The sequence below is a fragment of the Paenibacillus sp. FSL K6-1330 genome, from assembly GCF_037976825.1.
GTDB lineage: Bacteria > Bacillota > Bacilli > Paenibacillales > Paenibacillaceae > Paenibacillus_AQ.
Map to the genome: position 1 here is coordinate 5,868,432 of NZ_CP150269.1, position 24,182 is coordinate 5,892,613.

The following is a 24,182-nucleotide window of genomic DNA, read 5'->3' on the forward strand; positions in this document are numbered from 1 at the left end:
CCATTTTCGAAAAAGTGTATTACATACCTATGCGACTTGCTTGGAATAGTTGACCTTATTTTCGAAGTCATGCGCATGCAATTTATCTAACCACCGGTCCATTCTACACTCGGGTACGCCACGCGAGCCGTCCCCATGCTATACTGAAATTACATTAACTTGACATTAAAGCATCTTTCGAATAAAAGGAGAGTCATCATGGCGATAAAGCATGAAGCCGAGCTGTACGCTCCCCTGAAGGCCTTTTTTGAATTGAACGGATATGAAGTGAAAGGCGAGGTACGCAATTGCGATCTGGTCGGTATGAAAGAGGGCGCCGATGAACCGCTGATCGTGGAGCTGAAAAAAACATTCAATCTGGCCCTTCTGCTCCAAGGCATCGAGCGGTTGAAACTGACTCCTTACGTTTACCTGGCCGTCGAGAAGAGCCGGGCGAAGAAAGGAGCGGTCAATCAGCGCTGGGCGGATCTGACGGGGCTTTGCGGACGATTGGGATTGGGACTCATTACGGTCACCTTCTACAAAACCAAAGCGCCCTTCATCGAGGTGCTCTGTGAGCCGGAAATTGCGGTACAGAAGGGAAGGACAGCCATCAGGCGCAAGGAACGCCTGTTGTATGAATTCCGTGAGCGCAGCGGCGATTACAATACAGGTGGGGTAACGAGAGCCAAGCTGGTTACCGCTTATCGCGAAAAGACGCTGCGCGTGGCTGCTGCCATGAATGCGGCGGAAGTGGAGCAGCGGAGCTCGCGCGAATCTCAGGAGGGGCATGAGCTTCAAGAAGGAACTGCCCCTGCGATACTGCCTGGTATTTCTCCCGCAGCTGTGCGGGATCGAAGCGGCGTTGGATCAGCGGCTGACATTCTGCAGCGCAATTACTACGGCTGGTTCCGTCGGGTGAGCCGCGGACGCTACGTGCTCACACCAGCAGGCGTACAGGCCCTGGCAGACTATGCTACCGTATTGAAATCATAAATTCTGGATGCAGACCTTCGAACAAGTAAATATTCGCCCATGAAAAAAAGCCGCTGATTCTCTTCCGAACCTGAAATCAGGCTCCATCAGCAGCTTTGTTATGTTATACACGATTCGTAAAAAGAAACCTTCCATGTCTAATTCCGGGCTGTAAATTCCATTACGGCCTCGCTGATGAGATTCATACCGAGCAGCAGCTCATCCCGCCCCGGATGCGTAAAATTCAGCCGGATACACTCACGGGTATGATCAGCTGCCGAGCACATCGAGCCTGGCAGGAAAGCGGCTCCTTTTAATAGAGTAGCTCTTAGGAGCGCATCCCCATTCAATCCCGGAGGTAGCCGTACCCAGAGAAACATCCCCCCGGGAGGCACTGCATACTTCGAATCCTTCCACGCGCTGCGTTTCAGCAGTTCCACCATCAGCTTGAGCCTCGTTGCGTATTCCCGATTAAGCATGCCGATATGATCTTCCAGCTTAAAATGCTTCGATTCCAGCAGATGGTGCAGCATCCGCTGGTTCAGCATGCTGGATTGCCAGTCGGCCATCTGCTTCACGGCCGTCATCATCTCAATCAAGCGCCGGTTCCCAGCAGCCCATCCCGTACGCAGCGCTGGCGCAACGGTTTTACTGAACGAGCCCACATACAGAACATGTCCTCCCTGCGGCTCCTCAAGTGAGAAGATGGAAGGAATTCGGGGCTTCGGATTCTTGGGATCCGCAAAATAAAGATCACCGTAAGAATCATCCTCCACAATAAGAAGTCCGTGTGAGATACACAGCTCCAGCACCTGCTTACGCCGTTCCAAACTCCACATCACGCCTGTCGGATTGGTAAAATTGGGCGCAGCCATAAGCAGCTTCGGCTTGTGCTGCCGAATCATGTTCTCCAGGTGCTCCGGCAGCATTCCGTCTTGATCTCCCTCCACAGGCACGATGACGGCACCTTGGAGGCGCAGCACCTGGAGCAGTCCTGGTGAGGTTGGATTCTCCACCAGTACCGGGTCGCCCGGGTCCACATACACCCTGACCAGCAAATCGATGGCCTGCTGGGTGCCCGTTGTCAGCAAAATATGCTGAGGCAGGACACTCAGGCCTTTACGCCGGGAAAAATCCTCGCTCAGCCACTCCCGCAGCGGCCCATACCCTTCTGCCTCACCGTACTGCAAGGCGAGCGGGTCCTCGGAGAGCACCGATGTCGCAGCTTCTGCCAGTGAATGCAAAGGAAACAATTCTTCAGCCGGCAGCTCTTCTGCCAAGGAAATAAAAGAATCCCGCTTCGCAAGTTCCCTGATATCGCGCAGCGGGGATGACAAAAGGGTCTGTGCACGGGAAGCAAAGGAAAACTGCATGGAAGTCCCTCCTCTAACCGTTATCAAAACCTCGGTTTTGTATTCAGGAGCCTCTTAACAACCTCTAAAAGGTATTCCTGATATTTATATATTATAACCATAATCCTGCATTAGGCATAAATTTGCCGGCCTTGGCGGGTGTAGAGAGCATATTTCTCGATCGCCTGCGCACGAGTGGATACCCCCAGCTTCACATAGATTTTGCGGAGGTAATTGTCAATTGAGCGGCGGCTTACCTGAATTTCCATGGCGATTTTGTCGTATGTAATGCCCTGGACGATCCGTTCCATTATAAAAGCCTCCGTCTCGGAGAGCTGGAGTCCGCCTTCATTCATTGCAGAGGCCGTTAACGGCCAGATGCCTTGCCTTACCCAGTCGAGCGGCAGCGAGGCAACGCCTTCCCGGAGTCCTGTAATCATATGTATGAGCTGAAAGGTGGATGCCTGTTTGGACAATAGGCCGCTTGCACCGCGGCTGATCAAGGATTGCAGTAACGGAAGGCCATCATTATCGGTCATAATGACGACATGGGTCTTAGGGGACAGCTGCTTCATCTGCTCCAATACGGCTTCCGAGGTATGTTCCGACAAATGATAATCCAATAGTACCAAGTCAGGAAGCAAATCCCCGACCATTCGAAGCCCTTCTGAATCCGAGGATGTCATTCCCTCAACCAGCAGATCCTGCTGCTCTTCCAAAATCAATTTTGTGCCCAGCATGCTTGTAGGTTGACTGCCAACGATAACTACCCGCCAAACCTGATTCATTTTCTAATAGACCTCCTGTATCAGCAAACTTGAATCTCTAGTATCTCTATTAAGTAAGCGCCGTCAATTTCTTACATATCCGGTATTGCGAATCTCCGTTGTTTGCAGATATGGATAGACGCAATTCGGGGCTGCCATTCGTGTAGAAATAAGGTTAATTAATCCTATAGGCGCAGGGCCTTTGACGGTATGCATGGCGAATGTCTTATATGTATCCTGTTTGATAATCAAATCTATACAGATTGTATCCCACTCTATCTTTCTAGGCAATCTATTTTTCATAAAAACAAGTGCTATTAGTTCGTCTTTGCGAAAGTAATCCTGACATGTTAGAATGAAATTTGGAAAAAATGATAGTTTTTGAGGGGTGATGAAATGCCATTGTTGGAGCAGGAACACAATACCCCCTATAAATCCCGTGAGGAAACGCAGCAAAAGGGGCCATCCACCAAATGGTTCTGGGTATTTTGGATTGTTCTCATCGGGCTGGGTACCACCGCAGCCTACCTATATAGTAATCACTTGAAAGAGCAAGTCGTGGTGCAGCTGCAGCAGGATACGCGCCAGAAGATGGCGGCATTCAAAGCGGAGTACGACCAAAGGTTTAACGAGCTGGTTCAGGAAATGGACGAGATGCAGAGCAAGGTTCAGTCGTTTAATGAGCTGCTGACCTTTACCAAGGATCAGGCTAGCGGCAAAACGGACAACAGCAACAAGCTGTACAGTCAGCTAAGCCAAGTTGAGAAACAGCTGAAAGAGCTGGAACGCAAGATGGAGCTGCTGAAGTGAGAACACTGAAGTATATCCGTCCCAAGCAGTTAAATCGTACATTTATGCTGGCCATTGCACCTTTTATCGGAATGCTGCTATGTATGTGGTTAATTACGGAACCGCCGCACCTGTCGCACGAAACAGCGGAGTACATACCATCCGGCAGCATATCAGAACAGTCCGCCGTAATCAAACAGGATTTGGATCAAGCCGCTGTCTATGCGGAACAGACGATATCCTCCATTGAAAAAACGGCCAAGCTCTATCGGCAAACGACCGCCACGGTAGGAACCATTCTGCAATCAGCGGAAGCACAAGCTTCACGCCCGGAGCAAATCTATAATCGCCGGATCACAACCAAACTGGGTGTCCCTATTGAAACGGTCAACAGTGACCGGATTCGAATTGAGTTATACAAGATCAACCCGGGTACTTATCACGGATATGCGATGAAGGTCAAATTGAAGGATCCTTCCGCGATGAAGATGTCGCTAGGCAGCGAAAGCGGCAGGCCCGGGTCCGTAGAAACCACCATGCGTGCCGTAAGCCGGCATGGTGCGGTTGCAGGGATTAATGCCGGTGGATACGCTGACGGGAACGGGGGCAGACATCCACTGAGCACAACCTATTATGATGGCAAATACGTCTCAGGGTTTCAACCGAGCTTTAAGGATCTTGCCTTTGTCGGCATGAGCAAATCCGGCAAGCTGATCGGTGGCAAGTTCTACAGCCAGAGCGAGCTTGACCGGCTCGATCCCATGTTCGGTGCTACCTTTGTACCCGTGCTGCTCCAAAACGGCAGTAAAACAACAATTCCCGAGAAATGGAGAACGACCCCTGGCCGGGCACCGCGTACCGTCATCGGCAATTACAAGGACGATCAGTTGCTCATCCTGGTTACCGAAGGATATGACGAGAAGGGCAAATCGGGAGCCACGCTGCAAGAGCTGCAGAACAAGCTTAAAAATTTGGGCGTGATTGACGCTTATAATCTCGATGGCGGCGGGTCCGCATCCCTAATCCTAAACGGCCGGGTCGTGAACAAACCGTCGGACGGAAATCTGCGCCCGGTACCCACGCACTTCTTATTTTTCAAATGATAGAATCGGCACTAATATTGTCGTTTATTTTTTGGCTCAAGGTGGTTATAATAAGGTTAGCTTAGCAGGAGGTGGCAAGAATGTCGTTCTCATTAACATTTTGGATCGTCATGCTCGTATTCGCCCTTTACATGGTTGGCATTTGGACCGCGGCATACAATGATGATAAAACCAAAGGCCTGTAAGGCGTCTCCCTCGTATATCGGGGGAGTTTTATTTTTTTGAGGAACAAAAAAGGCACCGCTCATTAGCGATGCACAAAAGGTAATTCATTTGAGGTACTAGGCATGTTTCGGAAGCTGCTGCATTTCGGACATGCATTGTGAACAGATATAGCGCTCTTTAAACTCGCTAACTCCGTCCATAGAACCACAGAAGACGCATTTCGGACGATAGCGCTCCAATATAATATGGTCCCCCTGTACAAGAATTTCTACGGGATCCCCCTCGTTCATTTGATATCTCTTGCGTAGAGACTTAGGCAGAACGATTCTTCCCAGCTGATCAACTTTACGAACAACACCAGCAGGTTTCATAACGATTGTACACCTCTTTCATTTTCAACAAGTGATTTCTGACACCACAGTTCAGAACTGATAACAAGGGCCTAGTATAATAGTTCGATAAAAAGTTGTCGAATCCTGCTGGAAATTAAGAATTTCTTAGTTTTTTTCAATATCAACTAGGTATACTGGATGATATTCCCCAAAAAACTCAAAGTTTTGCAAAAACTTATTCCATACCCGGGAAATCCAATTGACGCAGTGCTTCATATACCATAATCGCTGCAGAGTTGGATAAATTCAAAGAACGCACCTTATCGGTCATCGGCATGCGGATGCAATGCTCGCTATTCGCGGCTAGCAGCTCCGGCGGCAATCCCTTGGTTTCTTTGCCAAACACCAAAAAATCCCCGTCTTGATATTCAATGTCCATGTAACGCTTGGTAGCCTTCGTCGTGGCGTAGTAATAACGTCCTTCCGGATAGAGCGCCTGCAACTCCTCAAAGGAATCGTGATATTCAATATGTACGGCATACCAGTAATCCAGCCCGGCCCGCTTTAATGTCTTGTCGTCTGTATTAAAACCGAGCGGACGGACCAGGTGCAGATGTGTGCCCGTTGCGGCGCAAGTTCTGGCGATATTGCCCGTATTGGCTGGAATTTCCGGTTCGACTAGTACGATGTGTAATGCCATGTTGATAAGTCCACCTTTTCTTCTGTTTTATTTTTATTATAACCGATTCCTTCCCGATTTCCCGGGATATCCAGAAATAACCTTCCGCTGAACCGGCGGAAGGTTATCATTGTGTAATCTTGTATGATTTTAGCTGTGGCTCTTCTTAAACTGCTGCATAAATTGTACCAGCGCCTGAGCGCTCTCATACGGAACCGCGTTATATACCGAAGCCCGCAAACCGCCGACGCTGCGATGACCCTTCAGGCCGACAAAGCCTGCTTGCTCCGAAGCCTTCACGAATTCCTTCTCCAGCTCCTCAGAGGCAAGACGGAACGTAATGTTCATATCGGAACGTACCTCTGCATTCACGCAGCCGCGGTAGAAGCCTTCGCTGTGATCAATGGCATCATAGATGAGTGCGGCTTTCTTGCGGTTCATCTCTTGAACGCCTTGCAGGCCGCCCTTCTCTTCAATCCACTTCAACACTTCGTTGATCATATAGATGCCGAAAGACGGCGGCGTGTTGTATAGCGAGTTATTTTTCAAATACGTATTGTAACGGAGCATAGTCGGCAGATGTTTAGGAGAATCTGTAATCATATCCTCTCTGACGATCACAACCGCAACGCCGGACGGCCCCAAGTTCTTCTGAGCGCCCGCATAAACCATCGCGAATTGGTTCAAATCGAACGGACGGCTGAGGATATCGCTCGACATATCACAGATAAGCGGCACCGAACCGGTATCCGGGAATTCCTTAAACTGTGTGCCTTCAATCGTTTCATTGGAAGTCAGATGGAGATAAGCTGCATGATCCGACAGCTTGATGTCCCTAAGGTTAGGCAGAGCCATGTACTTGCTATCCTCAGAGGAGGCTGCCACATGAGTTTCGCCGATCAGCTTGGCTTCTTTAATCGCCTTGTCAGACCAGCTTCCCGTCATTATATAGTTCGCAACCTGGCCTTGTCCCAAGAAGTTCATCGGAATCATGGCAAATTGCGTGCTTGCACCGCCTTGGATGAACAACACCTTGTAGCCGGATGGATTCCCCAGCAGGGACAGCAAGCGCTCCTGCGCTTCGTTATGAACGGCTTCATATACAGCACCGCGATGAGACATTTCCATAATCGACATGCCGGTATCCCCGTAATTGACGAATTCGGCCTGGGCGCGCTCCAACACTTCAAGCGGCAATGCAGCAGGTCCTGCGTTAAAATTGTATGCTCTCTTGCTCAAAAGACTCTCCACCCTTTCTCTACTATGAATGCTAATTAACGCTAATCATAGCAACAATCCCATAGACCTTCAAGTGTAATTATTCACATTGAATTCTCGCTACCAACAGAAGAATTGGAACTTTCTACTCCAGAATCTCTTTTCCCCGGGTGCCAGGCTTAATTGAATAAACACTTCTGGCGATATAACGTGGCCAGTCCCCCACAGAGCCATATGCGCAACCGGAAAATCACTAATCTCCCTGACTCCCGCCCTGCTGGCGCTGTGCGTTAGCTCCCAGGAATAAGGATAATCGCTGCCGTTAAAGCCTTGCATTCTCCCATAAAAGGGTTTGTCCGGTCTGGCATTCCAGCCTACCTCGTTATCCTGAACAGACAGCAGGCCCGAGGTATAATCCGATTCGACCTCCGTAAAGCGGACAGGGACCGGTAACTTCAGTTTATACTCTGGACCTACCAGTTCTCCGTTAATCCCTATGAAATTATGAATGTACTCCTCCGTATCCATCCTCTGGCTTCCTTCGTTGCAGAGCTCATAATCTATCGTCAACGCCGTGTTCTGAATCGAGATTTTCTTAACGAGTTTTGCCGCATACCCTTTGACGTTCCTAGGATGCATCGTATATGAAATGCTAACGTCATCCGAAGTGATATCCACATTGAAAGGTTCCACCGGATACGTATACTGAAAGTGATACGGGTCCTCGCTGACCCGTTTGAGAAGGCCCACTCCTAATTTGGGAAACCACCCACCTACTTCCGCCTTTGCATAACCCATCCCCTCATGCAGTCCAAACTCGTTGCACAATCCGGACCCGGCCTGAGGGTTAAACCCATCCGCAAACTCATGAACACAGAATGTGTGACCACTTTCGGTCAATTTGACCTGGGTAATGAAACCGGTCCGGTCAAAACGCGTGCCTTGATAACGACCGACTTCCGCTATATCGACTTCCAATTGTCCGTTTGCTAATTGATGTCCCATAACAATCGCTCCATTCATGATGAAGAAACCCCGGCCAACTTGCCTGCCGAGGCTTCTGAAATGTTGTATGCTCGTGTGTCAGGCAAGCTCGACACGAATTAGTTGACACTCATCTTCGGATAACGCGTACAGCAAGCTGCGATCCAATTCGGCAGCCCCCGGTTTCTGACTACGCAGCTGAATCTTCTCGCCGTTCAGCGTTACCGATTGAATCGTATAACTTCCGTAATCCAATCGCTTCGGATTGCTGTATACAATCTGAAGCGGTTTACCCGCAAACCGCGTATGCACAGCAGCAGTACCGTCGGCTCCAAACTGCGAAGGACTGAGCTTCGGCTCCAAGAGCAGATGTCCCAGATTTCCTTTCACTCCAAAAACCTCGGTCAGCATGGTAAGCAAAAGCCAGCTTGCCGACCCGGTAAGATAGGGATACATCCCTCTTCCCTTCTCGTTGATGTACTCGGGAATACCCGGATACATGCGGCTCCGTTCAAAGTCATTGCTTAAATCGTAAATCGATTGTAATACCTCGTATCCCTCTTGGACAAAACCTCTCTTATAGAGAGCGTTAGCGTACATGACGCTCATATGGCTGAACATGGCTCCATTCTCTTTATGTCCGAACGCGAAACCGAATGCCCGCCCGAGATTTTGTTGAATCTCGCCAAAGTTCGAATTCAGACGATAGCCAATGCTCGAATCTTTTAAATACCGATCAACAGATTTCGTAATTTGTCCTACCTGTTCATCGTCCGCAATTCCGCCCATAACGGCAAAGACCTGACCTGTGAGCGTCATGCGCACGCCAAGGGGATGATCGCCTTCCACGCGCGCTCCGTCATTATTGTAATAACCGTTGAACCACGAGTATTCTTCTTGGCTTGTAATCCATTCTTTGCTGCGCAAATGCCGGATGATCCAGTCCGCTTTCAGTTTCAAATCCTTTACAACTTCCGCAACGCTAAACTTTCGTTTGTTTCCGGTCACGGAGACTTTAACAGCCTCATAATACTGATCAAGCAGCTCCAGCTTCCCCTGCACATCTTCATATGAGACGGGAGCCGTTACCGAATCGAGCAGCACAGCCATTTCCTCCGCGATTTCAAGAAACGCAACGCCTTCTCTGTCCTGCCATGCCAGCAGCAGATCGCCAAGCTGCATCAAATTGCTTGCATAGAACGCAGTAAAGGCCACGCTCTCGCCTCTGTCCGGAGCAAGATCGAGACCATCATTCCAGTCCGCTCCCTCAAGCTTGATGTTATTGTGCTCACCTACATTAAAGAACGGAACCAGATTCTGCAGCAGCATGTGCTCCAGTATCGTACCTTCGTATACCTCACCGTTCACGGTTAAGAGTAGATTCCCATGCTCAGGCAGCCATCCGCTGTCCTTCTCCTTGCACCGACTTACAAATACGTCGCGGAAATAGGTCTGCGGCTGCTTCAGGAAATCCAAATCCCCGCTCTGGTCCAAATAAAGCAGCGTCGTCATGAATGGCCATGCACCGTGATCCATCCATACACGCGGTATGTTGTTCCGGTCAGCGATAAACTCACCGGGCTTCGTTCCAATAATTGTAGCATTGCTTCCATCCATCCGTACACCTGCATAATTATTAAGCAGCAGATACCGGACCTCGGATGGTTCCATGATCATCAATGCCAGGCAGTCCTGCCAGAGGTCACGCCATCCACGTCCTCCACGGCCATAGTCATGATAAGGAAGAAATGAGTTGCCATAGAGACGCCTCAATATCGGCTGCAAGGTTACCCATTTCATCCACAAGTCCTGCTGCTGATCGCCGGTATGGAAGGATACGGTATTCAGCTTGTCATTCCAATAGGCTTCATTTTGAGCAAGCAGCTCATCAAAACGCTTCTCCGATAAATACGTTTCAGCAAGTCTTCCGGTCTCGGCGCGATCTTCCGAAATGACCATCGCCATAACATAAGCCCTTGATTCGCCAGGCTGCAGTTGAACCCCCGCAAACCGTAGACCTCCAATGGCCTCATATCCCTCCAAGGAGTCACCTGCCTGCGCGCCCGCTTGCTTATTGGCAATGATAGCCTCAGGCCAATCGAGCGCGCCGCCTTCCCCAATATACTCTTCAAGCACCGGAAAATAACCGATCGGTTCCGCACCGTCCGCTTCCGCTCCTAGGACGCTGTAGGATACGTGATTAATACGGTGACCCCGCTCGTCAAATGAGAGAGCAGGCTGGACTTCGATTCCTTTGCGATGGACAAAGATCCGGTGAAGCAGGGATGTCACGTGACGGTGGTCCCGCAGGTCGTCTGCCGAACGGCCATACAGCGGGATTGCCGCGGTAGGGGTCAGTTTTAGCGTCTGCTCGCCTACGTTGGTCAGTGTTACTTTCATTAACTCGATTTTGTCATCCGTTACCGGAACGAAGCTGGTTACTTCCGCTTGCAGTCCGGCTTCCCCGTTCATCCGTGTCAGCTTATGCCATAAAAACCCGGCTGCCAATTGGCTTTCTTCTTCCTCGTTCATGAACCGGTTTGCATTCTGCTTGGCTGAATTGCCGGTTACGGACCATGCACCATGCCCGTCAATATGCACCCAAAAGTTACGTGCGGACTTGGAATTATGTAGATCCTCCACCGATACGGGCGACATGAAAAACGTATTATGACTGCTTGTCATTTCACCGTGAAGATTCGGCGTGACGGCCGACATCATGCCGGCCTCATTCACTAAAGGGAAATATAAATAGTTATGATGTTCGGGATTACGCAACGTAAAGACCCCATGGTTTCCCTCAAACTTCCATCCTGTTGATTTCATATCGCGATCTCTTCCCTTCTATGCCTTAGGATTTGACGGCTCCGGCCAGCGCCCCGTCCACCAGATATTTCTGTATGAACGTGTACAGAATGATCAATGGCGCCGCTACGATCGTAATTCCGCATGCAAGCAGCGGCCAGTTATTCCCGTATTGCCCCCTGAATTCCTTTAGGCCAAACGTAATAGGATAGTTGGACGGACTCGGGAGATACATGATCGGACCGACAAAATCATTCCAGATTCCAATCGCAGTCAGAATGACGCCAGTTGCGATAACCGGCTTCATCAGTGGCAGAATGATCTGGAACAGGTAACGGATATAACCGGAACCATCCATCCCCGCGGCCTCATCCAGATCGCGGCTAATCGACTTGATGTAGCCGACAAACATCATGAACACAACGCCCGTTCCCGTCGTTTTCAGCAAGATATAACCAAGCTTGGTATCATACCCGAAGAACGAAACACTCTCCTTGAAGGACAGCATGAGTTTATACTGGGCAACCATCGGATTCGGAAGAAACTGGGACAACAAAAAGAACATATAAATGAAGCCGCTCCACATCACATATCCGCGCGCGACCGGAAAGGCCGCAAACAACGACACGATGATGGTCAGTACCGTCGCAGATACCGTATAAATTAAGCTGTTCGCGAAATAACCGGCGAAATTGCCCTCAGACCATGCCTGTGTATAATTACCCCATTCCATGTTCTGGACGATCCCGATCGGATTGAGCAGATACTCATTGAAGGATTTGAGTGATACGTTGAATACGAGCAGAAGCGGAACGACATACAGAATCAGCAGCATACCGATGACGGCGTAAGAAAGAATTTGCGTGGTTTTGGAATTTCGCATCAATACTCCACCTCTCTCTTACGCGTCTGTCTGACAGCCACCACAACAAAGAGGAGAATAATCAGGAACTGCACAACAGACAGCGCCGAAGGAAGGCCCATTTCCAAACTTCCCCGGAACGTCTCTTTGTACACGTCGTAAGCCATCGTCCTTGTATTGAAGCGACCGTCCGTTGTCGCCAAAATGATATCAAAGGTAGACATTGCGCCAATGATGGATAACAGCATATTCACCGTGAAGGATGGTGCGATCAGGGGGAAGGTAATATGACGGAAAGATTGCCACTTGCTGGTGCCGTCAATATGACCCGCCTCGTATAAATCTTTAGGGACCGATTGGAGTCCAGCCAGAAAGATCAGCATGGAATAGCCCATGTACATCCAAATCTGGACGAAAATAATATAGCCAAATGCGTGAGTGAAACTCCCAAAGAACATGTCCTGATAGCCGAAGAGAGCGTCGTAAAGGCGGTTGACCGGTCCGTTTAACGGATCGAACATCATCCCCCAGATCAGAGCAACGACAGCTACGCCCAGTACAACCGGCAAGAAGAATACCGCGCGATAGAAATAATCGCCTTTTAGGCGCTGGTTAATGATGACGGCGATAAACAGAGCGACCCCGTTCTGCACGATCGTAACAACGAACATAAAGATCAGGGTGTTTATGATGGAACGCCACCGCTCCCCTGAGTTCCCCGAGAAGAATAATTCCTTATAATTATCAAGCCCGACAAATTGGTACGTGCTGCCTGGGAGGTTCTTGACATCGGTAAAGGAATAGATGACTGTCAGGATCGATGGTCCAAAATAAAACACGATGTAAAGCGCCATCGGTATCAGCAGCAGCAATAAGGGTATGAATCGGTTAAATCCTTTTCCAAATGGATACATCTCTCTCACCTCGCAAAATCCCATTTCAATAAATGTCGGGGCCTGCTGCACAGACCCCGACTACAGTATGGTTCATTCTATATAGGTCTCTTTATAATAGAAGAATCTTATTTCGGAGCAGCAGCTTCCCATTCTTTTTGTTGAATATCAGCCAGCTCTTTTGCTGTTTTGTATGGACCGCCCGGTGCCAGGAATTCCGTATGAACGCCTTCTGCAGCCAAATGCTCGCCAATATTTTGACGGTTAATCATCATGATTTCGTACGCCAATTCGAACTCTCCGAGATATGGGGTCAGTTCATTGTCAATAAAGTCGCTTTCCGTCTGAATGTTATCCTGTGTCGGGATGAAACCGGCAGCTTTCACGAATGTTGTGTAATTTTCCGGCTCGGAGAAGAATTCAAGCCATTTTAGGGCTCCTTCTTTATTCGGTCCCTTCTCGGTTGCATACCAGGTTACGTCATACTTGCCGACAAAAGAGGCATTCTTGGCTGCATCTTCCGTAGCCGGAAGCGGGAAGTAACCGAATTTCAGCTCCGGATTTGCTGCTGCGACGGTTGGAGCATCCCAAGAGCCATCAGCCAGCATGGCTGCTTTTCCTGTTGCAAAATAGGAAGGCGCTGTTGCATAATCAATCCCCATGAATCCGTCAATCATGTAATTGTCTTGAAGCGTCTTCATTTTTTCCAATACTTCGATTGCTTCTTCATCGTTATAAGCCGTTTCGCCTTTCCAAACGCCTTCAATCCATTTCTGCTGGTCTCCGCCGCCAAGAATTTTGGCTTGCAGGGCGAATACAGGGAGTTTCAAAGGCCATACGTCTTTACCTGCAACAACAATCGGGGTAATGCCCTTGGCTTTCAGATCATCATTCAGCTTGATGAACTCCGACCACGTTTTCGGAACACTCAATCCATTCTGTTCAAAGATTTCCTTATTGTAGAACAGACCGGACATCGCAACCTTGCCCGTTGGAATCGCATACACTTTATCGTTATAAGTTCCGGCTTTTTCAATATCGTTAGCATTATAATTCTTAATGAAGGCTTGGTCGGATAAATCCGCGATCAATCCCGTATCAATCCACTGCTGCCAATCAGGTACTTTCGCACCCGGTGTCCATTCCTGCGGGGAAAGTCTCATTCCCGATAAATCAGCCAAAACGTCGACGTCATTAGCGGTGATTCTTGCTCTCTGAGCCTGCTTGTATTCGTCATCCGGACCCGTAGTGGTATACTCTATCGTATACTCAGGATACTTCTCTTCAAATTTCTTGTTGATCTCTTCAACCGCTTTATTGATGTTATCTTGTTTCCAGTGTAAAATTTTGATGACCTTTTTATCACCTTTCGAAGGTGTACCTTTATCGGCTGAATCACTGCTTCCGCAAGCCGCTAGCGAGAAAGTCAGAGCACCCGCCAAAAGTATTGCTGATAATTTCTTAATCATTTCCTTACCCCCTGAAATTAAAGTGCAATTCATTATGAAACCGGATTCATCATTCCGCTTTTTCTCGCCCAGTACAATCTTGATGTTACGAAACAATAATTATTAATTTTCGCAATTCAGCGAAATATACCGAAAGCGGTTTCGCAAGGCCTATTATTACTCATAATATTTTGTTTGTCAAAGCTTTTTTTCTCTTTCCCAAAATATTTTGTTATTAAACGCGATACAGCTTTATTCCTTTCTATTACAAGCATCATGACTACTCTCTTCATTGACTTACCTAGTTAAAGCAGATACACTAATTTACGAAACAGTTTCGCTTCTGTACTGAATAACGACAAGTAGCAGTCATCTTAACGAAAACTCACGAAAATTATGAAATGATAATATAAACAGAATAAGGGGCGTTTCGCATGGCGTTAAACATCAAAACAATCGCTAAAATGGCCGGGGTATCCGTATCCACCGTCTCCAAGATTATCAACAACTACAGTGATGTATCCGAAGAGACCAAAGCACGCGTGTTGGAAATTATGAAAGAAACGGGATACACCCCTTCCAATTCTGCGAAAACATTAGCAACCAAGAAATCGAATTTGATCGGCATCATATTTGCGGGAAAGCTGAATGTCGATTTTACTCATCCTTTTTTTGTTGAAGTTCTCAATTCCTTTAAGAAGCAAATGGGGGTTCTCGGTTACGATCTACTGTTTTTTTCGAATGAGAAATTCCAAGGGGATGACGCCGACTACCTCGGCCGATGTCGTCATTATCAGGTGGATGGATGTGTCATTATATCCGGCGAGGAAATCGAGCCCTCGATTAAAGAGCTGGATGAGAGCGATATTCCGTGTATCGGGGTCGATATTGAACTATTCGGCGAAATGTCGGGGCATATCATGTCCGATAATTATAAAATGTCCTCGAAGGTCGTGGAGCATTTCTATCTTCAAGGTTTCAGAGACTTGGGGTTCATCGGAGGCAGCAAGGAGTCTGAAATCTCCAACAAGCGTGAGGCCGGTTATCGTAACGCCATGGATAGCTTCGGACTTCCGGCCCGGGCGGAATGGTTCCAAAGCGGTGAGGATTTTCATGAGGCAAGCGGATACAAAGCCATGACACGGCTGATCCAAGCAGGTTCCCTTCCTCGCGCGATCTTTGCGGCCTCCGACCAGATTGCGATTGGAGCCATCCAAGCGCTTCAGGAACATAGCCTGAAGGTCCCTGACGATGTATCGATCATCGGTTGTGACGATATTGAGGCGTGCAAATATACAACTCCCAAACTAACGACGATTCGGCAAAATAAAGAGAAAATCGGTCGCCTGGCAGCGCTCATGCTCTATGACCTTATCCATAAACAATCACCCATCAGCTCCTTTGTCGTAGAGCCTGAACTCATCGTTCGGGAATCTTGTGGAAGCAACACGCATCACTACGGATACTTTAAAGAGTAAAGCTGGGTAAGGGAGTGAGGGACCGCTTCAGCCAAGAGCAAGGTTATTCATGCCTGCCTTTGAAAATAGCTCTTATTCTCCTAGGTATGATAATCCTTGTCTAAACCTAGCTAGGCTTTATATGTGTGCAAAAAAAAGCCCAGGGCATGATGCCCTAGGCTTTTTGACGTTATTTATTATAGGTCGTAGTACAGGGAGTACTCGTGCGGATGAACGCGGATGTTAACCGCTTTGGCTTCGGCACGCTTGAACTCGATGAAGTTCTCGAGGAATTCTTGCGTAAATACGCCGCCTTCTGTCAAGAACTCATAGTCTGCTTGAAGTGCATCCAAAGCTTCATCCAGGGAACCCGGTACGCTGCGAATTTCTTTCTTCTCGGCATCAGACAATTCATAGATGTTTTTATCGAATGGTCCATAACCGAGTGCGGTAGGATCGATTTTACGCTTGATACCGTCCAAGCCAGCCATCAGCATGGCGGAGAATGCAAGGTAAGGGTTCGCCGTGGAATCCGGTGTACGGAACTCGATGCGGCAGCCCTTCGGCGTTACGGCTGCAACCGGAATCCGCACTGCAGCAGAACGATTGCCCTTGGAGAATACGAGGTTAACCGGTGCTTCATAGCCTGGTACCAGACGTTTGAAGGAGTTGGTGCTCGGATTCGTCAAAGCGATCAATGCAGGCGCATGGTACAGAATACCGCCGATGTAGTGGATCGCTGTTTGGCTCAGGTTAGCATAAGCGCCTTTTTCATAGAACAATGGGGTGTCACCATCGAAAATGGACTGGTGAACGTGCATGCCGCTTCCGTTATCCCCGAACAATGGCTTCGGCATGAACGTAGCCGTTTTGCCATATTGGCGCGCTGTGTTATGCACGATATATTTATAGATCAACAAATTGTCAGCTGTTTTCTTCAATGTATCGAAACGGAAGTTGATTTCCGCTTGGCCGGCAGTTGCTACCTCATGGTGGTGACGCTCAACGCGAAGTCCTGCTTCATCAAGCAATCGGCACATTTCGCTACGGATATCCTGCTGAGTATCCACAGGTGCTACTGGAACATATCCGCCCTTAACGCCAACTTTGAAACCAAGGTTGCCGCCTTCTTCCTTGCGGTTCGTATTCCAATGCGCTTCCTCGGAGTCTACGAAATAGCTGGAGCTGTTCATGGAGCTTTCATAGCGAACTTCATCAAACAGGAAGAACTCGGATTCCGGTGCAAAGAATGCTGCTGTTCCGATACCGGCCTCTTGAAGGTATTGCTCGGCACGAGCTGCGATACCGCGCGGGTCACGCTCATATGAATCACCTTCCGGTGTATAGATGTTGCTCATAATGTTAAGCGTAGAATGTGCTGTAAACGGATCGATATAGCAAGAATCCGGATCAGGCATCATAACCATATCCGATTCTTCAATGCCGCGGAATCCTGGAATAGAAGATCCATCGAACGCTACCCCGTTCACGAATGTTTCTTCATCTACTTCTGAAGCCGGCAAGCTAATATGATGAACCCGTCCCGACAAGTCTACAAAACGAAAATCGACCCACTCAATATTGTTCTCTTTAATGGTTTGCAATACTTTCTCTACCGACATGTCTCTTCCTCCCAATTTCCGAACATTAAGACTTAAACAGCTTAACAATGTTCATAATCTTTCGATTTCTTTTCGTCATTATATGCCGGGAGATAACCTGACGTCAATACCTATGTAAGGTATTTTTGAAAACAATGTTAGGTTATATAACACAGGAACCCAATTAATGTAAACTCAGAAAAAAGACACCTGCAAGCTTTTTGCAGATGTCTTTTATATTAGATTTAAGGAACTGGCGAACCTTAACTATGTTCTTAACGCTATCCCCGAGTGTACAACGTCGCTTATCAATTACTATACGCGCGCAAATTCAGAAGCAGGTGCTTTGGAAGTCGCAAAGCTTTTGCCTACTAGTGGGGCCAGCTGCTCCAAGTCTTTAAGCAATGCGGCAAATTGATCCGGGAACAGGGATTGAACCCCGTCGCCTGTCATGGAATTATCTGGATCTGTGTGCATCTCAATAATAAGGCCGTCTGCCCCGGCCGCCACAGATGCCTTGGACATCGGTTCAACAAGCTCGCGTCGTCCTGTTCCATGGCTCGGATCAGAAATGACCGGAAGGTGGCTCAAACCTTGTAAAACAGGGATGGCAGATAAATCCAGCGTATTCCGGGTGTACGTTTCGAATGTTCGGATTCCACGTTCACAGAGCATGACATTCGGATTGCCGCCGGCAAGAATGTACTCCGCTGCATTCAGGAATTCATCATAGGTTGAACTGAAACCTCTTTTCAACAAAACCGGCTTACCGCAGGTACCCAGTTTCCGAAGCAAATCGAAATTTTGCATATTACGGGTACCCACTTGCAGAATATCGGCGTACTCCGCGCAAATATCCACGTATTCGGGCGTCATAACCTCCGTAATCGTCAACAGGCCATGTTTTTGCCCGGCTTCCGCCATCATAATCAAACCTTCAACGCCAACGCCCTGGAAGCTGTATGGGCCCGTACGTGGCTTAAAAGCGCCACCTCTAAGCACCTGTCCGCCTGCTGCCTTAACCAGCTGCGCGATCTCGTCAATCTGCTGTGCGGATTCCACGGCGCATGGACCACCCATGACGACCAGATTGCCGCCGCCAATCTTGGTGCCTTTAATATCAATAACGGTATCATCCGGATGAAAATCACGACTAGCAAGCTTGTAGGACTTGGAGATTTTAACCACATTCTCTACGCCCTTCATTTGGCGAAGGTGCTCCGCAAGCTTCGGGTTCACGCTGCCGATCAGCCCGATTACGGTACGGTCCGCCCCTTTCGATACGTGAGCCTGCAGTCCTTCCTTCTCAATCTCGCTTACGATATGCTGAACTTGTTCCTCTGATATTTGATTGGATGTAATAACGATCATAATAAAACCTTCTTTCTGAATTTATTCCATTTTCAATTTCAATCGATGGATAATCACTTTCGCGCTTGTTCGCTTTTAAGCTTTTATGCTTTTATCCGATAAAGTAAATATACAGAAAAAATCTCCCCTCGTCAAGCCCATTCTTCAAGCCTGCACGATCGGGAGATGTCGATTACCTGTTACATCAATGTTTTGCTGCGTCCTTCCGCTACGGTTCGCTTCACGAGTGGTATCGCAATTCTTGCCGTTGTCCCAATTCCGGCTCGGCTGAATAACGTGACCCCATATTCGCTGCCATAGTGAAGTTTGATTCGTTGATCCACATTCCGAATACCGTATCCGGCATTGGTTAGATCCTGTCCGCCTGTATTGTCCAAAACTCTGCCGGGCGGGAACCCGACTCCATTATCGATAATTTTAAATTCCAGGACATCTTCCAGCACTCTGGCGGTAATTCGAACATGAATATAATCCCCGGTCCAGGCATGCTCCAGCACATTCTCGATAAACGGCTGCAAAATCAATTTCACGGTTTCATACCGGACCACTTCCGGCTCGAAATCATAAGTAACCTGCATCCGTTCGTCGTATTTAATCTTTTGAATATCTACATACGCCTGAGCCTGTTCCAGTTCATTCTTCACGGAGATGATATTCCGGCCATCGTTAAGCGACAGGCGATAAAACTTCGCTAGGTCCATCACCATACGCTGCAGTTTATCCAGCATCCCAAACCGCGCCAAGCGGCTGATGGAGGATAGGGTATTGTATAGAAAATGCGGATTAATCTGCGCATGCAGCGATTCCAGTTCCGCTTCTTTTTTCTGAAGGTCGGCCAGATACACCTCATTGATCAGCTTGCCGATATTGCTGCCCATATCATTCAGAGCAGAGGAAATATGCGTAAATTCATCATTGCCCTTAAAGGATACCCGCTTGTGGAATTCCCCTTCCTGGAACGAGTCCAGCACCGATACGATTTTGGAAACCCGGCGGCTGAAGTATCTGGAGACCAAAATGCTGACCACAAAAAAGATAGCGATACAAATCAGACAGATCAGATAAGTTAAATTACGAATCTTGACCGTATCTTTCTCCACGATTTGCGCAGGGACAACGGCAATCAAATCCCATCCGAGCTGGGGAATGGGCTTCCGAATGAGGAGGTCACCGTTCTTGCGAAGTTCTTTTTCCTTGAAGACGGTTGTCTGTATGCCACCCGATGATAGAACCACCCGCCCTTGGGAATCCGATAAATATAAAGCCGTTCCGTCACCGATCTTGTTGTAATCCATGCTTTCGAACAGGTCGGTCATACTGACGTTGATCCGCATGAATCCGATCTCCTGCGGTTTAATAGTCGAGCTGATATCCACCAACCGCCGCAGCAAGGAAATGCGTCCGTTCCTCACATCGTCTTCAATCTGTTTCCATTGCAAGGTTACACCATAATTCTCATCCTTGGGATACAGCTTATACCATGATCGGTCCTCTAGCCTGTCATATTGATAAATATCAAACAGACGTTTGTTGGAATCCAGTGGATCTGAATTCGAATAATTGTCATAGATCTCCCTAAGGTCGTCATTACGCAGGTAGATCGATAACCAGATCCTTCGGTTAGCCGTACTCACCGCGGTCTCCAACTTGGGAATCAGCACATTAATCGTTGTGTCGTAGCTAATCCAAGCGCTTTCAGTAAACCGCAGGCGGCTGTTAAAGGTCGTATCAAAATAAAGCATGTCCGAGATCCGAATCATGTCCTCCATCTTATACGATATATTCTCGCTCATCTGATGCAGCGTACCCTGAATATTGTTATACGTCTGCTCGCGAGTGGACTTTACGAAGACCTGATTCGCAATCTGACCGACAAGCAGCACCGGTATAATGATGAACACGCAGTACGAAATCATTAACTTGTACCCGAAAGGTATCTTGACCCGTATTCGTTCGAATTTCCCTGCCATCACCTGTTTGACCCCATATCTAATCTGAATTTTACAAGTTAAGAGTGTTTGCGCCGATATTCCAGAGGTGTCATTCCATACATTTCCTTAAACTGTCTACTGAAATAAGGCAGATACTGATACCCTGTTTGCGATGCAATTTCGTATATTTTGAGCTTGGTCGTCTTGAGCAGATCTCTAGCGCGCTCCATGCGGAGCTTGATTACATAATCGCTGAAGTTATGTCCGGTTTCTTCCTTGAAGAGCACCCCAAGATAATTCGGTGAAAAAGAAAACCGGTTTGCCATATCTCGCAGCGTGATATTCTCATGCATACGCGCTTGGATATTTTCTATGATCTCTTCGACCAGCCTGCCATTCTTTGTTGATTTTCGGTTCTTGAGCATTTCCGAAATTTCCATTGCCTTCATACGAAGCCATGAGAAGATATCATCCATCGTTTCAAAATGAAGTAGAATATCAAGATTTTTGAGATCCAATCCTGCCATACGGTATAACTCTTCATTAATCGTCTGCAGATGACCTTCGAGCTTCACCATAATATACACGGCTAAATTGCGTATGGTGAACTTGGATCTGATATTGGATGCAAGCAATTGAATCGCTTCCAGTTCATCATAAATACGAACGATATCATACTCTGTCATGGCTGTAAATAAGGCATCCAGACGGATATCGAGACTTTTTACATCCTCACGGTCCTCGGTAGGCACCTCGCTGTACAGAATCCATTTACCTTTGCCCCGGAACATTTTGTAGTCCAGCGCGGCCAATGCCTCCTGATACGACGTGTGAAGCTGCTCCAGTTGGTTGGCAGCTCTTCCTTCTCCTACCGTCATCGTATAGTTATATTCCTGCTTCAATTCCTCAAGCAGGGATTGAATCTCTTCTTTGCCCCTGCCCCCGTTAAGCAATACGGCCGTCCGCTGATCTGTTACCTTGCATATGTATTCGAAGCCGTTCTGTTCGAGCAGTTTATGCAGTCTCGAGAAATACTCCTCTATGACACTAAGCTTTTCCTCGGAATCGAGCAAGCTGCTTCGCCAGGTGCTCACATTATCAAGCTCTAGCAAAATGACACAAACCGGCCAGTGAAGCTCCGTCAATCGGTACTCCCGCTTGATAATATCCAGTATGGCTCCATCGTAGGGCCTCTGGAGAATTTGCAGGAGGTACTGATTTTTGAGGATGGGGATCATCTGCTGGTAAGCTTCTTCCGTCTCCTTGCGTTCATGGAGACGATCCAACTCCAGCCTCACCTTCGTTAACGCATCAATCAGCTCTTGGTCCTCCATCGGCTTTAGCACATAACTGCATGCATTCAAGGCAATCGCCTGCTTCACATAACCAAAGTCCTGGTAACCACTTACGAAGATAATCCGGAGTTCCTCCTGCAATTTCAGTGCCCGCTGAGCAAGCTCAAGCCCGGTCATATTCGGCATGCGTACATCGGTAACAAGGATGTCGATCTTCTCCTTTTCGAGAACCTCACAGGCAGCGAAGCCATTATTGACCGAGTCTATCACTTTCATTCCGAGATTTTCCCATGGAATAAAGCTCTTCATGCCCTCTAGATCCAGTATTTCATCGTCTGCCAGCAGCACTTTATACACGGGTATCATCTCCCCCATAAATTCCGATAAGGGTATACTGCATAAGCAGCATACCCTTCTTGGTTTTAAGTAAAGAATATTATTGGCCTTTCATTTTTGCAACGTTTTCTTGCCATTTCGTTGTTTTGAATGCAAGAAGTTTATCATATCCGGCAGATTGCGCATCGGCTTCCGCCTTGTCGAGGATTGCCAATACTTCGGCATCATCCTTGGCATACAGGGCTTTCGCTCTGGATTCTGTAAAGATATCCTCTACACGCTGACGGATAATTCCTTCCTCGCTGTCCGGGGCCGGATCGAGGTTGATGTATTCCGTAGCATTTGCTTGAGTCTTCCAAGTGACTTCATACTGCCAACGAGTGGACCAGTTACGCTGCTCCTCTGGCAATGTGCTTTCATATTTTGCTTTTGCTGTATCAATAAATACCGTGTTACCGTTCCAATGCAAGTTCGTTGTTATCGCTTGCAACTTGTTAAGACCGGCTGCATCCGATACATACTTCTCAGTAAATTTAGGTGTCACACCGTCGTCTTCAAATCCATCCCAATATCCTCCTGGAGGACCCCACATCAGAACACTTTGTCCTTCAGGACCTGTGTACCAATCCAAGAATGCGAAGATCGCTTCTGGATTTTTAGCAGACTTCGTAATTACACTTACGTTCCAACCCAATTGCGTGTAAGTACCAGGGAAGATTTTGTTCTTGTCCAGGCCTTCTTTATGAATCGGCCAGATCATGAAATATCCTCCGTTTGGATCTTTTGCTGCCAAATCGGCATGTGCGTTCATTGCATTTTCAGTCGGGCTTGAAGCAGCATATACTGCAACTCGTCCCGTGTTCACTTTCTCTTTAACCTGATCTACAGTTTGAGTCATAGCATCCTGAGAAATCAACTTCTCACGGAACAGCTTCGCGGAATACTGCATCGACTCACGGAAGATAGGATCAGTAAAGATGGAAGACAACTTGTCACCGTTAGGCACGCCGCGGATGCTGATCCAGCGCGTTAGAGCATTTTCAGCAAAAGCGGAATACAGTACTTCAATACCTTGACCTTGAACGTGCGGTTCAAATGGAACAACTTTATCGCCATATTTGGCTTTAACTGCTTTCAGGTATTCGTACAAATCATCTGTTGTTTCCAGTTTAGGTGAACCTAACTCATGGTAGATTTGTTTATTAACAACATACCCTGCGTTACCGTTCGGTTGGTTCGTATACCAGTTCGGGAACTGATACAGTTTACCGTCAGGGGAACGAAGCATGTTCAGGCCTTCCTCACCCATCCATTCCTTCAAGTTAGGGTATTTATCGAGATATTCGTCATAAGGCACAAGCATGTCTGCTTGACGCAATTTCTCTACATCCGGTCCGCGATCCATCCACATAACATCTGGAAGCTCCGTGGAAGCAATCATGGTATTGAATTTTTGTTGTGCGTTACCTTGCGAATGAATGGCATTTACGGTTACTTTCTTATTCTCTTTAATCCATTTCGAGGATTCGTCTTGCCCCCATGGAGGCATGGTGTACTCGTTATAATGACCATAGAAGCTGAACTCAAGCGGAGTTTCGCCAAGCACAAACTTGTCAGATGCCTCCGTTGGAGGCGTGCTAGTTCCGCTTTCGCCTGCTGGCTCAGGGTTAGCAGTCTTGCTTCCACCGCCGCCGCCGCATGCAGAAAGCATTAGCGCTGCCGCAAGCAAAGCCGTCATCGATGTGGTCAGCGATTTCTTTCTCAACCTCATTCTCTAATTTCCCCTTTCGTCTTTACACTTGATATTTATGTCTAAAGCATAATGCTTCAAACAACACAT

The 24,182-nt window shown here is 47.8% G+C and carries 19 protein-coding genes; 4 read left to right on the forward strand and 15 right to left on the reverse strand.

The annotated features are described in order from the left end of the window. The first annotated feature begins 198 nt into the window (after positions 1–198). Complete coding sequence (locus NYE54_RS26700) at positions 199–975, forward strand: DUF2161 family putative PD-(D/E)XK-type phosphodiesterase (RefSeq protein ID WP_339267439.1); 777 nt, start codon at positions 199–201, stop codon at positions 973–975. A 137-nt stretch (positions 976–1,112) separates the two neighbouring features. Here the strand turns inward: NYE54_RS26700 and NYE54_RS26705 are convergent, their stop codons facing one another. Continuing rightward, positions 1,113–2,327: a PLP-dependent aminotransferase family protein gene (locus NYE54_RS26705; protein WP_339267441.1), complete on the reverse strand. Its 1,215-nt coding sequence runs from the start codon at positions 2,325–2,327 to the stop codon at positions 1,113–1,115. A gap of 110 nt (positions 2,328–2,437) precedes the next feature. Next, positions 2,438–3,094 carry a response regulator gene (locus NYE54_RS26710; protein WP_076324451.1) on the reverse strand — a complete coding sequence of 219 codons (657 nt, stop codon included), beginning with the start codon at positions 3,092–3,094 and terminating at the stop codon, positions 2,438–2,440. A gap of 375 nt (positions 3,095–3,469) precedes the next feature. On the opposite strand from NYE54_RS26710, the gene NYE54_RS26715 reads away from it, so the two are divergent. Further along, positions 3,470–3,883, forward strand: a complete 414-nt coding sequence (locus tag NYE54_RS26715) for a hypothetical protein (RefSeq protein ID WP_339267443.1) — start codon at positions 3,470–3,472, stop codon at positions 3,881–3,883. Next, positions 3,880–4,965 (forward strand): phosphodiester glycosidase family protein, encoded by a 1,086-nt coding sequence (locus NYE54_RS26720; RefSeq protein ID WP_339267445.1) that lies wholly within the window; start codon positions 3,880–3,882, stop codon positions 4,963–4,965. The genes NYE54_RS26715 and NYE54_RS26720 overlap by 4 nt, the downstream gene beginning before the upstream one ends. A 281-nt stretch (positions 4,966–5,246) precedes the next feature. On the opposite strand, the gene NYE54_RS26725 is transcribed toward NYE54_RS26720, so the two are convergent. From NYE54_RS26725 to NYE54_RS26760, 8 genes are all read right to left on the reverse strand, one after another. Continuing rightward, positions 5,247–5,501, reverse strand: a complete 255-nt coding sequence (locus NYE54_RS26725; protein ID WP_009595823.1) for an AbrB/MazE/SpoVT family DNA-binding domain-containing protein — start codon at positions 5,499–5,501, stop codon at positions 5,247–5,249. Positions 5,502–5,697: 196 nt separating this feature from the next. Continuing rightward, a complete protein-coding gene (trmL, locus tag NYE54_RS26730) occupies positions 5,698–6,162 on the reverse strand; it encodes a tRNA (uridine(34)/cytosine(34)/5-carboxymethylaminomethyluridine(34)-2'-O)-methyltransferase TrmL (protein WP_076324455.1) in 465 nt (154 codons plus the stop codon). Positions 6,163–6,291: 129 nt separating this feature from the next. After that, a complete protein-coding gene (gene serC, locus NYE54_RS26735; protein WP_339267448.1) occupies positions 6,292–7,380 on the reverse strand; it encodes a 3-phosphoserine/phosphohydroxythreonine transaminase in 1,089 nt (362 codons plus the stop codon). Between the two features lie 99 nt (positions 7,381–7,479). After that, positions 7,480–8,364 (reverse strand): hypothetical protein, encoded by an 885-nt coding sequence (locus tag NYE54_RS26740; protein ID WP_339267450.1) that lies wholly within the window; start codon positions 8,362–8,364, stop codon positions 7,480–7,482. Positions 8,365–8,442: 78 nt separating this feature from the next. After that, positions 8,443–11,169 carry a cellobiose phosphorylase gene (locus NYE54_RS26745; RefSeq protein WP_339267452.1) on the reverse strand — a complete coding sequence of 909 codons (2,727 nt, stop codon included), beginning with the start codon at positions 11,167–11,169 and terminating at the stop codon, positions 8,443–8,445. A 25-nt stretch (positions 11,170–11,194) separates the two neighbouring features. Then, positions 11,195–12,031 (reverse strand): carbohydrate ABC transporter permease, encoded by an 837-nt coding sequence (locus tag NYE54_RS26750; protein WP_339267453.1) that lies wholly within the window; start codon positions 12,029–12,031, stop codon positions 11,195–11,197. Beyond that, a complete protein-coding gene (locus tag NYE54_RS26755) occupies positions 12,031–12,924 on the reverse strand; it encodes a sugar ABC transporter permease (protein ID WP_339267455.1) in 894 nt (297 codons plus the stop codon). The genes NYE54_RS26750 and NYE54_RS26755 overlap by 1 nt, the downstream gene beginning before the upstream one ends. A gap of 107 nt (positions 12,925–13,031) precedes the next feature. Continuing rightward, positions 13,032–14,372, reverse strand: a complete 1,341-nt coding sequence (locus NYE54_RS26760) for an extracellular solute-binding protein (protein WP_339267456.1) — start codon at positions 14,370–14,372, stop codon at positions 13,032–13,034. 413 nt (positions 14,373–14,785) lie between these two features. On the opposite strand from NYE54_RS26760, the gene NYE54_RS26765 reads away from it, so the two are divergent. Continuing rightward, the gene (locus NYE54_RS26765) at positions 14,786–15,829 is read left to right on the forward strand and encodes a LacI family DNA-binding transcriptional regulator (RefSeq protein ID WP_076324462.1); all 1,044 of its coding nucleotides are present in this window, start codon (positions 14,786–14,788) and stop codon (positions 15,827–15,829) included. Positions 15,830–16,005: 176 nt separating this feature from the next. On the opposite strand, the gene glnA is transcribed toward NYE54_RS26765, so the two are convergent. The 5 genes from glnA to NYE54_RS26790 form a co-directional block, all read right to left on the reverse strand. Further along, positions 16,006–17,430, reverse strand: coding sequence for a type I glutamate--ammonia ligase (gene glnA, locus NYE54_RS26770; RefSeq protein ID WP_076324463.1), 1,425 nt, complete (start codon positions 17,428–17,430; stop codon positions 16,006–16,008). A 294-nt stretch (positions 17,431–17,724) separates the two neighbouring features. Beyond that, a complete protein-coding gene (gene aroF / locus NYE54_RS26775; protein ID WP_076324464.1) occupies positions 17,725–18,780 on the reverse strand; it encodes a 3-deoxy-7-phosphoheptulonate synthase in 1,056 nt (351 codons plus the stop codon). Between the two features lie 179 nt (positions 18,781–18,959). Then, complete coding sequence (locus tag NYE54_RS26780; RefSeq protein ID WP_339267460.1) at positions 18,960–20,750, reverse strand: sensor histidine kinase; 1,791 nt, start codon at positions 20,748–20,750, stop codon at positions 18,960–18,962. Positions 20,751–20,788: 38 nt separating this feature from the next. Beyond that, positions 20,789–22,363, reverse strand: a complete 1,575-nt coding sequence (locus tag NYE54_RS26785) for a helix-turn-helix domain-containing protein (RefSeq protein ID WP_339267462.1) — start codon at positions 22,361–22,363, stop codon at positions 20,789–20,791. A 79-nt stretch (positions 22,364–22,442) separates the two neighbouring features. After that, positions 22,443–24,113, reverse strand: coding sequence for an extracellular solute-binding protein (locus NYE54_RS26790; RefSeq protein ID WP_339267464.1), 1,671 nt, complete (start codon positions 24,111–24,113; stop codon positions 22,443–22,445). Positions 24,114–24,182: the final 69 nt, after the last annotated feature.

Excerpts from the sequence above, each read along its gene's own strand:
- NYE54_RS26700 (WP_339267439.1), top strand. The coding sequence starts at position 199 with ATGGCGATAAAGCATGAAGCCGAGCTGTACGCTCCCCTGAAGGCCTTT.
- NYE54_RS26705 (WP_339267441.1), bottom strand. The coding sequence starts at position 2,327 with ATGCAGTTTTCCTTTGCTTCCCGTGCACAGACCCTTTTGTCATCCCCG.
- NYE54_RS26710 (WP_076324451.1), bottom strand. The coding sequence starts at position 3,094 with ATGAATCAGGTTTGGCGGGTAGTTATCGTTGGCAGTCAACCTACAAGC.
- NYE54_RS26715 (WP_339267443.1), top strand. The coding sequence starts at position 3,470 with ATGCCATTGTTGGAGCAGGAACACAATACCCCCTATAAATCCCGTGAG.
- NYE54_RS26725 (WP_009595823.1), bottom strand. The coding sequence starts at position 5,501 with ATGAAACCTGCTGGTGTTGTTCGTAAAGTTGATCAGCTGGGAAGAATC.
- trmL (WP_076324455.1), bottom strand. The coding sequence starts at position 6,162 with ATGGCATTACACATCGTACTAGTCGAACCGGAAATTCCAGCCAATACG.
- NYE54_RS26740 (WP_339267450.1), bottom strand. The coding sequence starts at position 8,364 with ATGGGACATCAATTAGCAAACGGACAATTGGAAGTCGATATAGCGGAA.
- NYE54_RS26745 (WP_339267452.1), bottom strand. The coding sequence starts at position 11,169 with ATGAAATCAACAGGATGGAAGTTTGAGGGAAACCATGGGGTCTTTACG.
- NYE54_RS26750 (WP_339267453.1), bottom strand. The coding sequence starts at position 12,031 with ATGCGAAATTCCAAAACCACGCAAATTCTTTCTTACGCCGTCATCGGT.
- NYE54_RS26755 (WP_339267455.1), bottom strand. The coding sequence starts at position 12,924 with ATGTATCCATTTGGAAAAGGATTTAACCGATTCATACCCTTATTGCTG.
- NYE54_RS26760 (WP_339267456.1), bottom strand. The coding sequence starts at position 14,372 with ATGATTAAGAAATTATCAGCAATACTTTTGGCGGGTGCTCTGACTTTC.
- NYE54_RS26765 (WP_076324462.1), top strand. The coding sequence starts at position 14,786 with ATGGCGTTAAACATCAAAACAATCGCTAAAATGGCCGGGGTATCCGTA.
- glnA (WP_076324463.1), bottom strand. The coding sequence starts at position 17,430 with ATGTCGGTAGAGAAAGTATTGCAAACCATTAAAGAGAACAATATTGAG.
- aroF (WP_076324464.1), bottom strand. The coding sequence starts at position 18,780 with ATGATCGTTATTACATCCAATCAAATATCAGAGGAACAAGTTCAGCAT.
- NYE54_RS26780 (WP_339267460.1), bottom strand. The coding sequence starts at position 20,750 with ATGGCAGGGAAATTCGAACGAATACGGGTCAAGATACCTTTCGGGTAC.
- NYE54_RS26790 (WP_339267464.1), bottom strand. The coding sequence starts at position 24,113 with ATGAGGTTGAGAAAGAAATCGCTGACCACATCGATGACGGCTTTGCTT.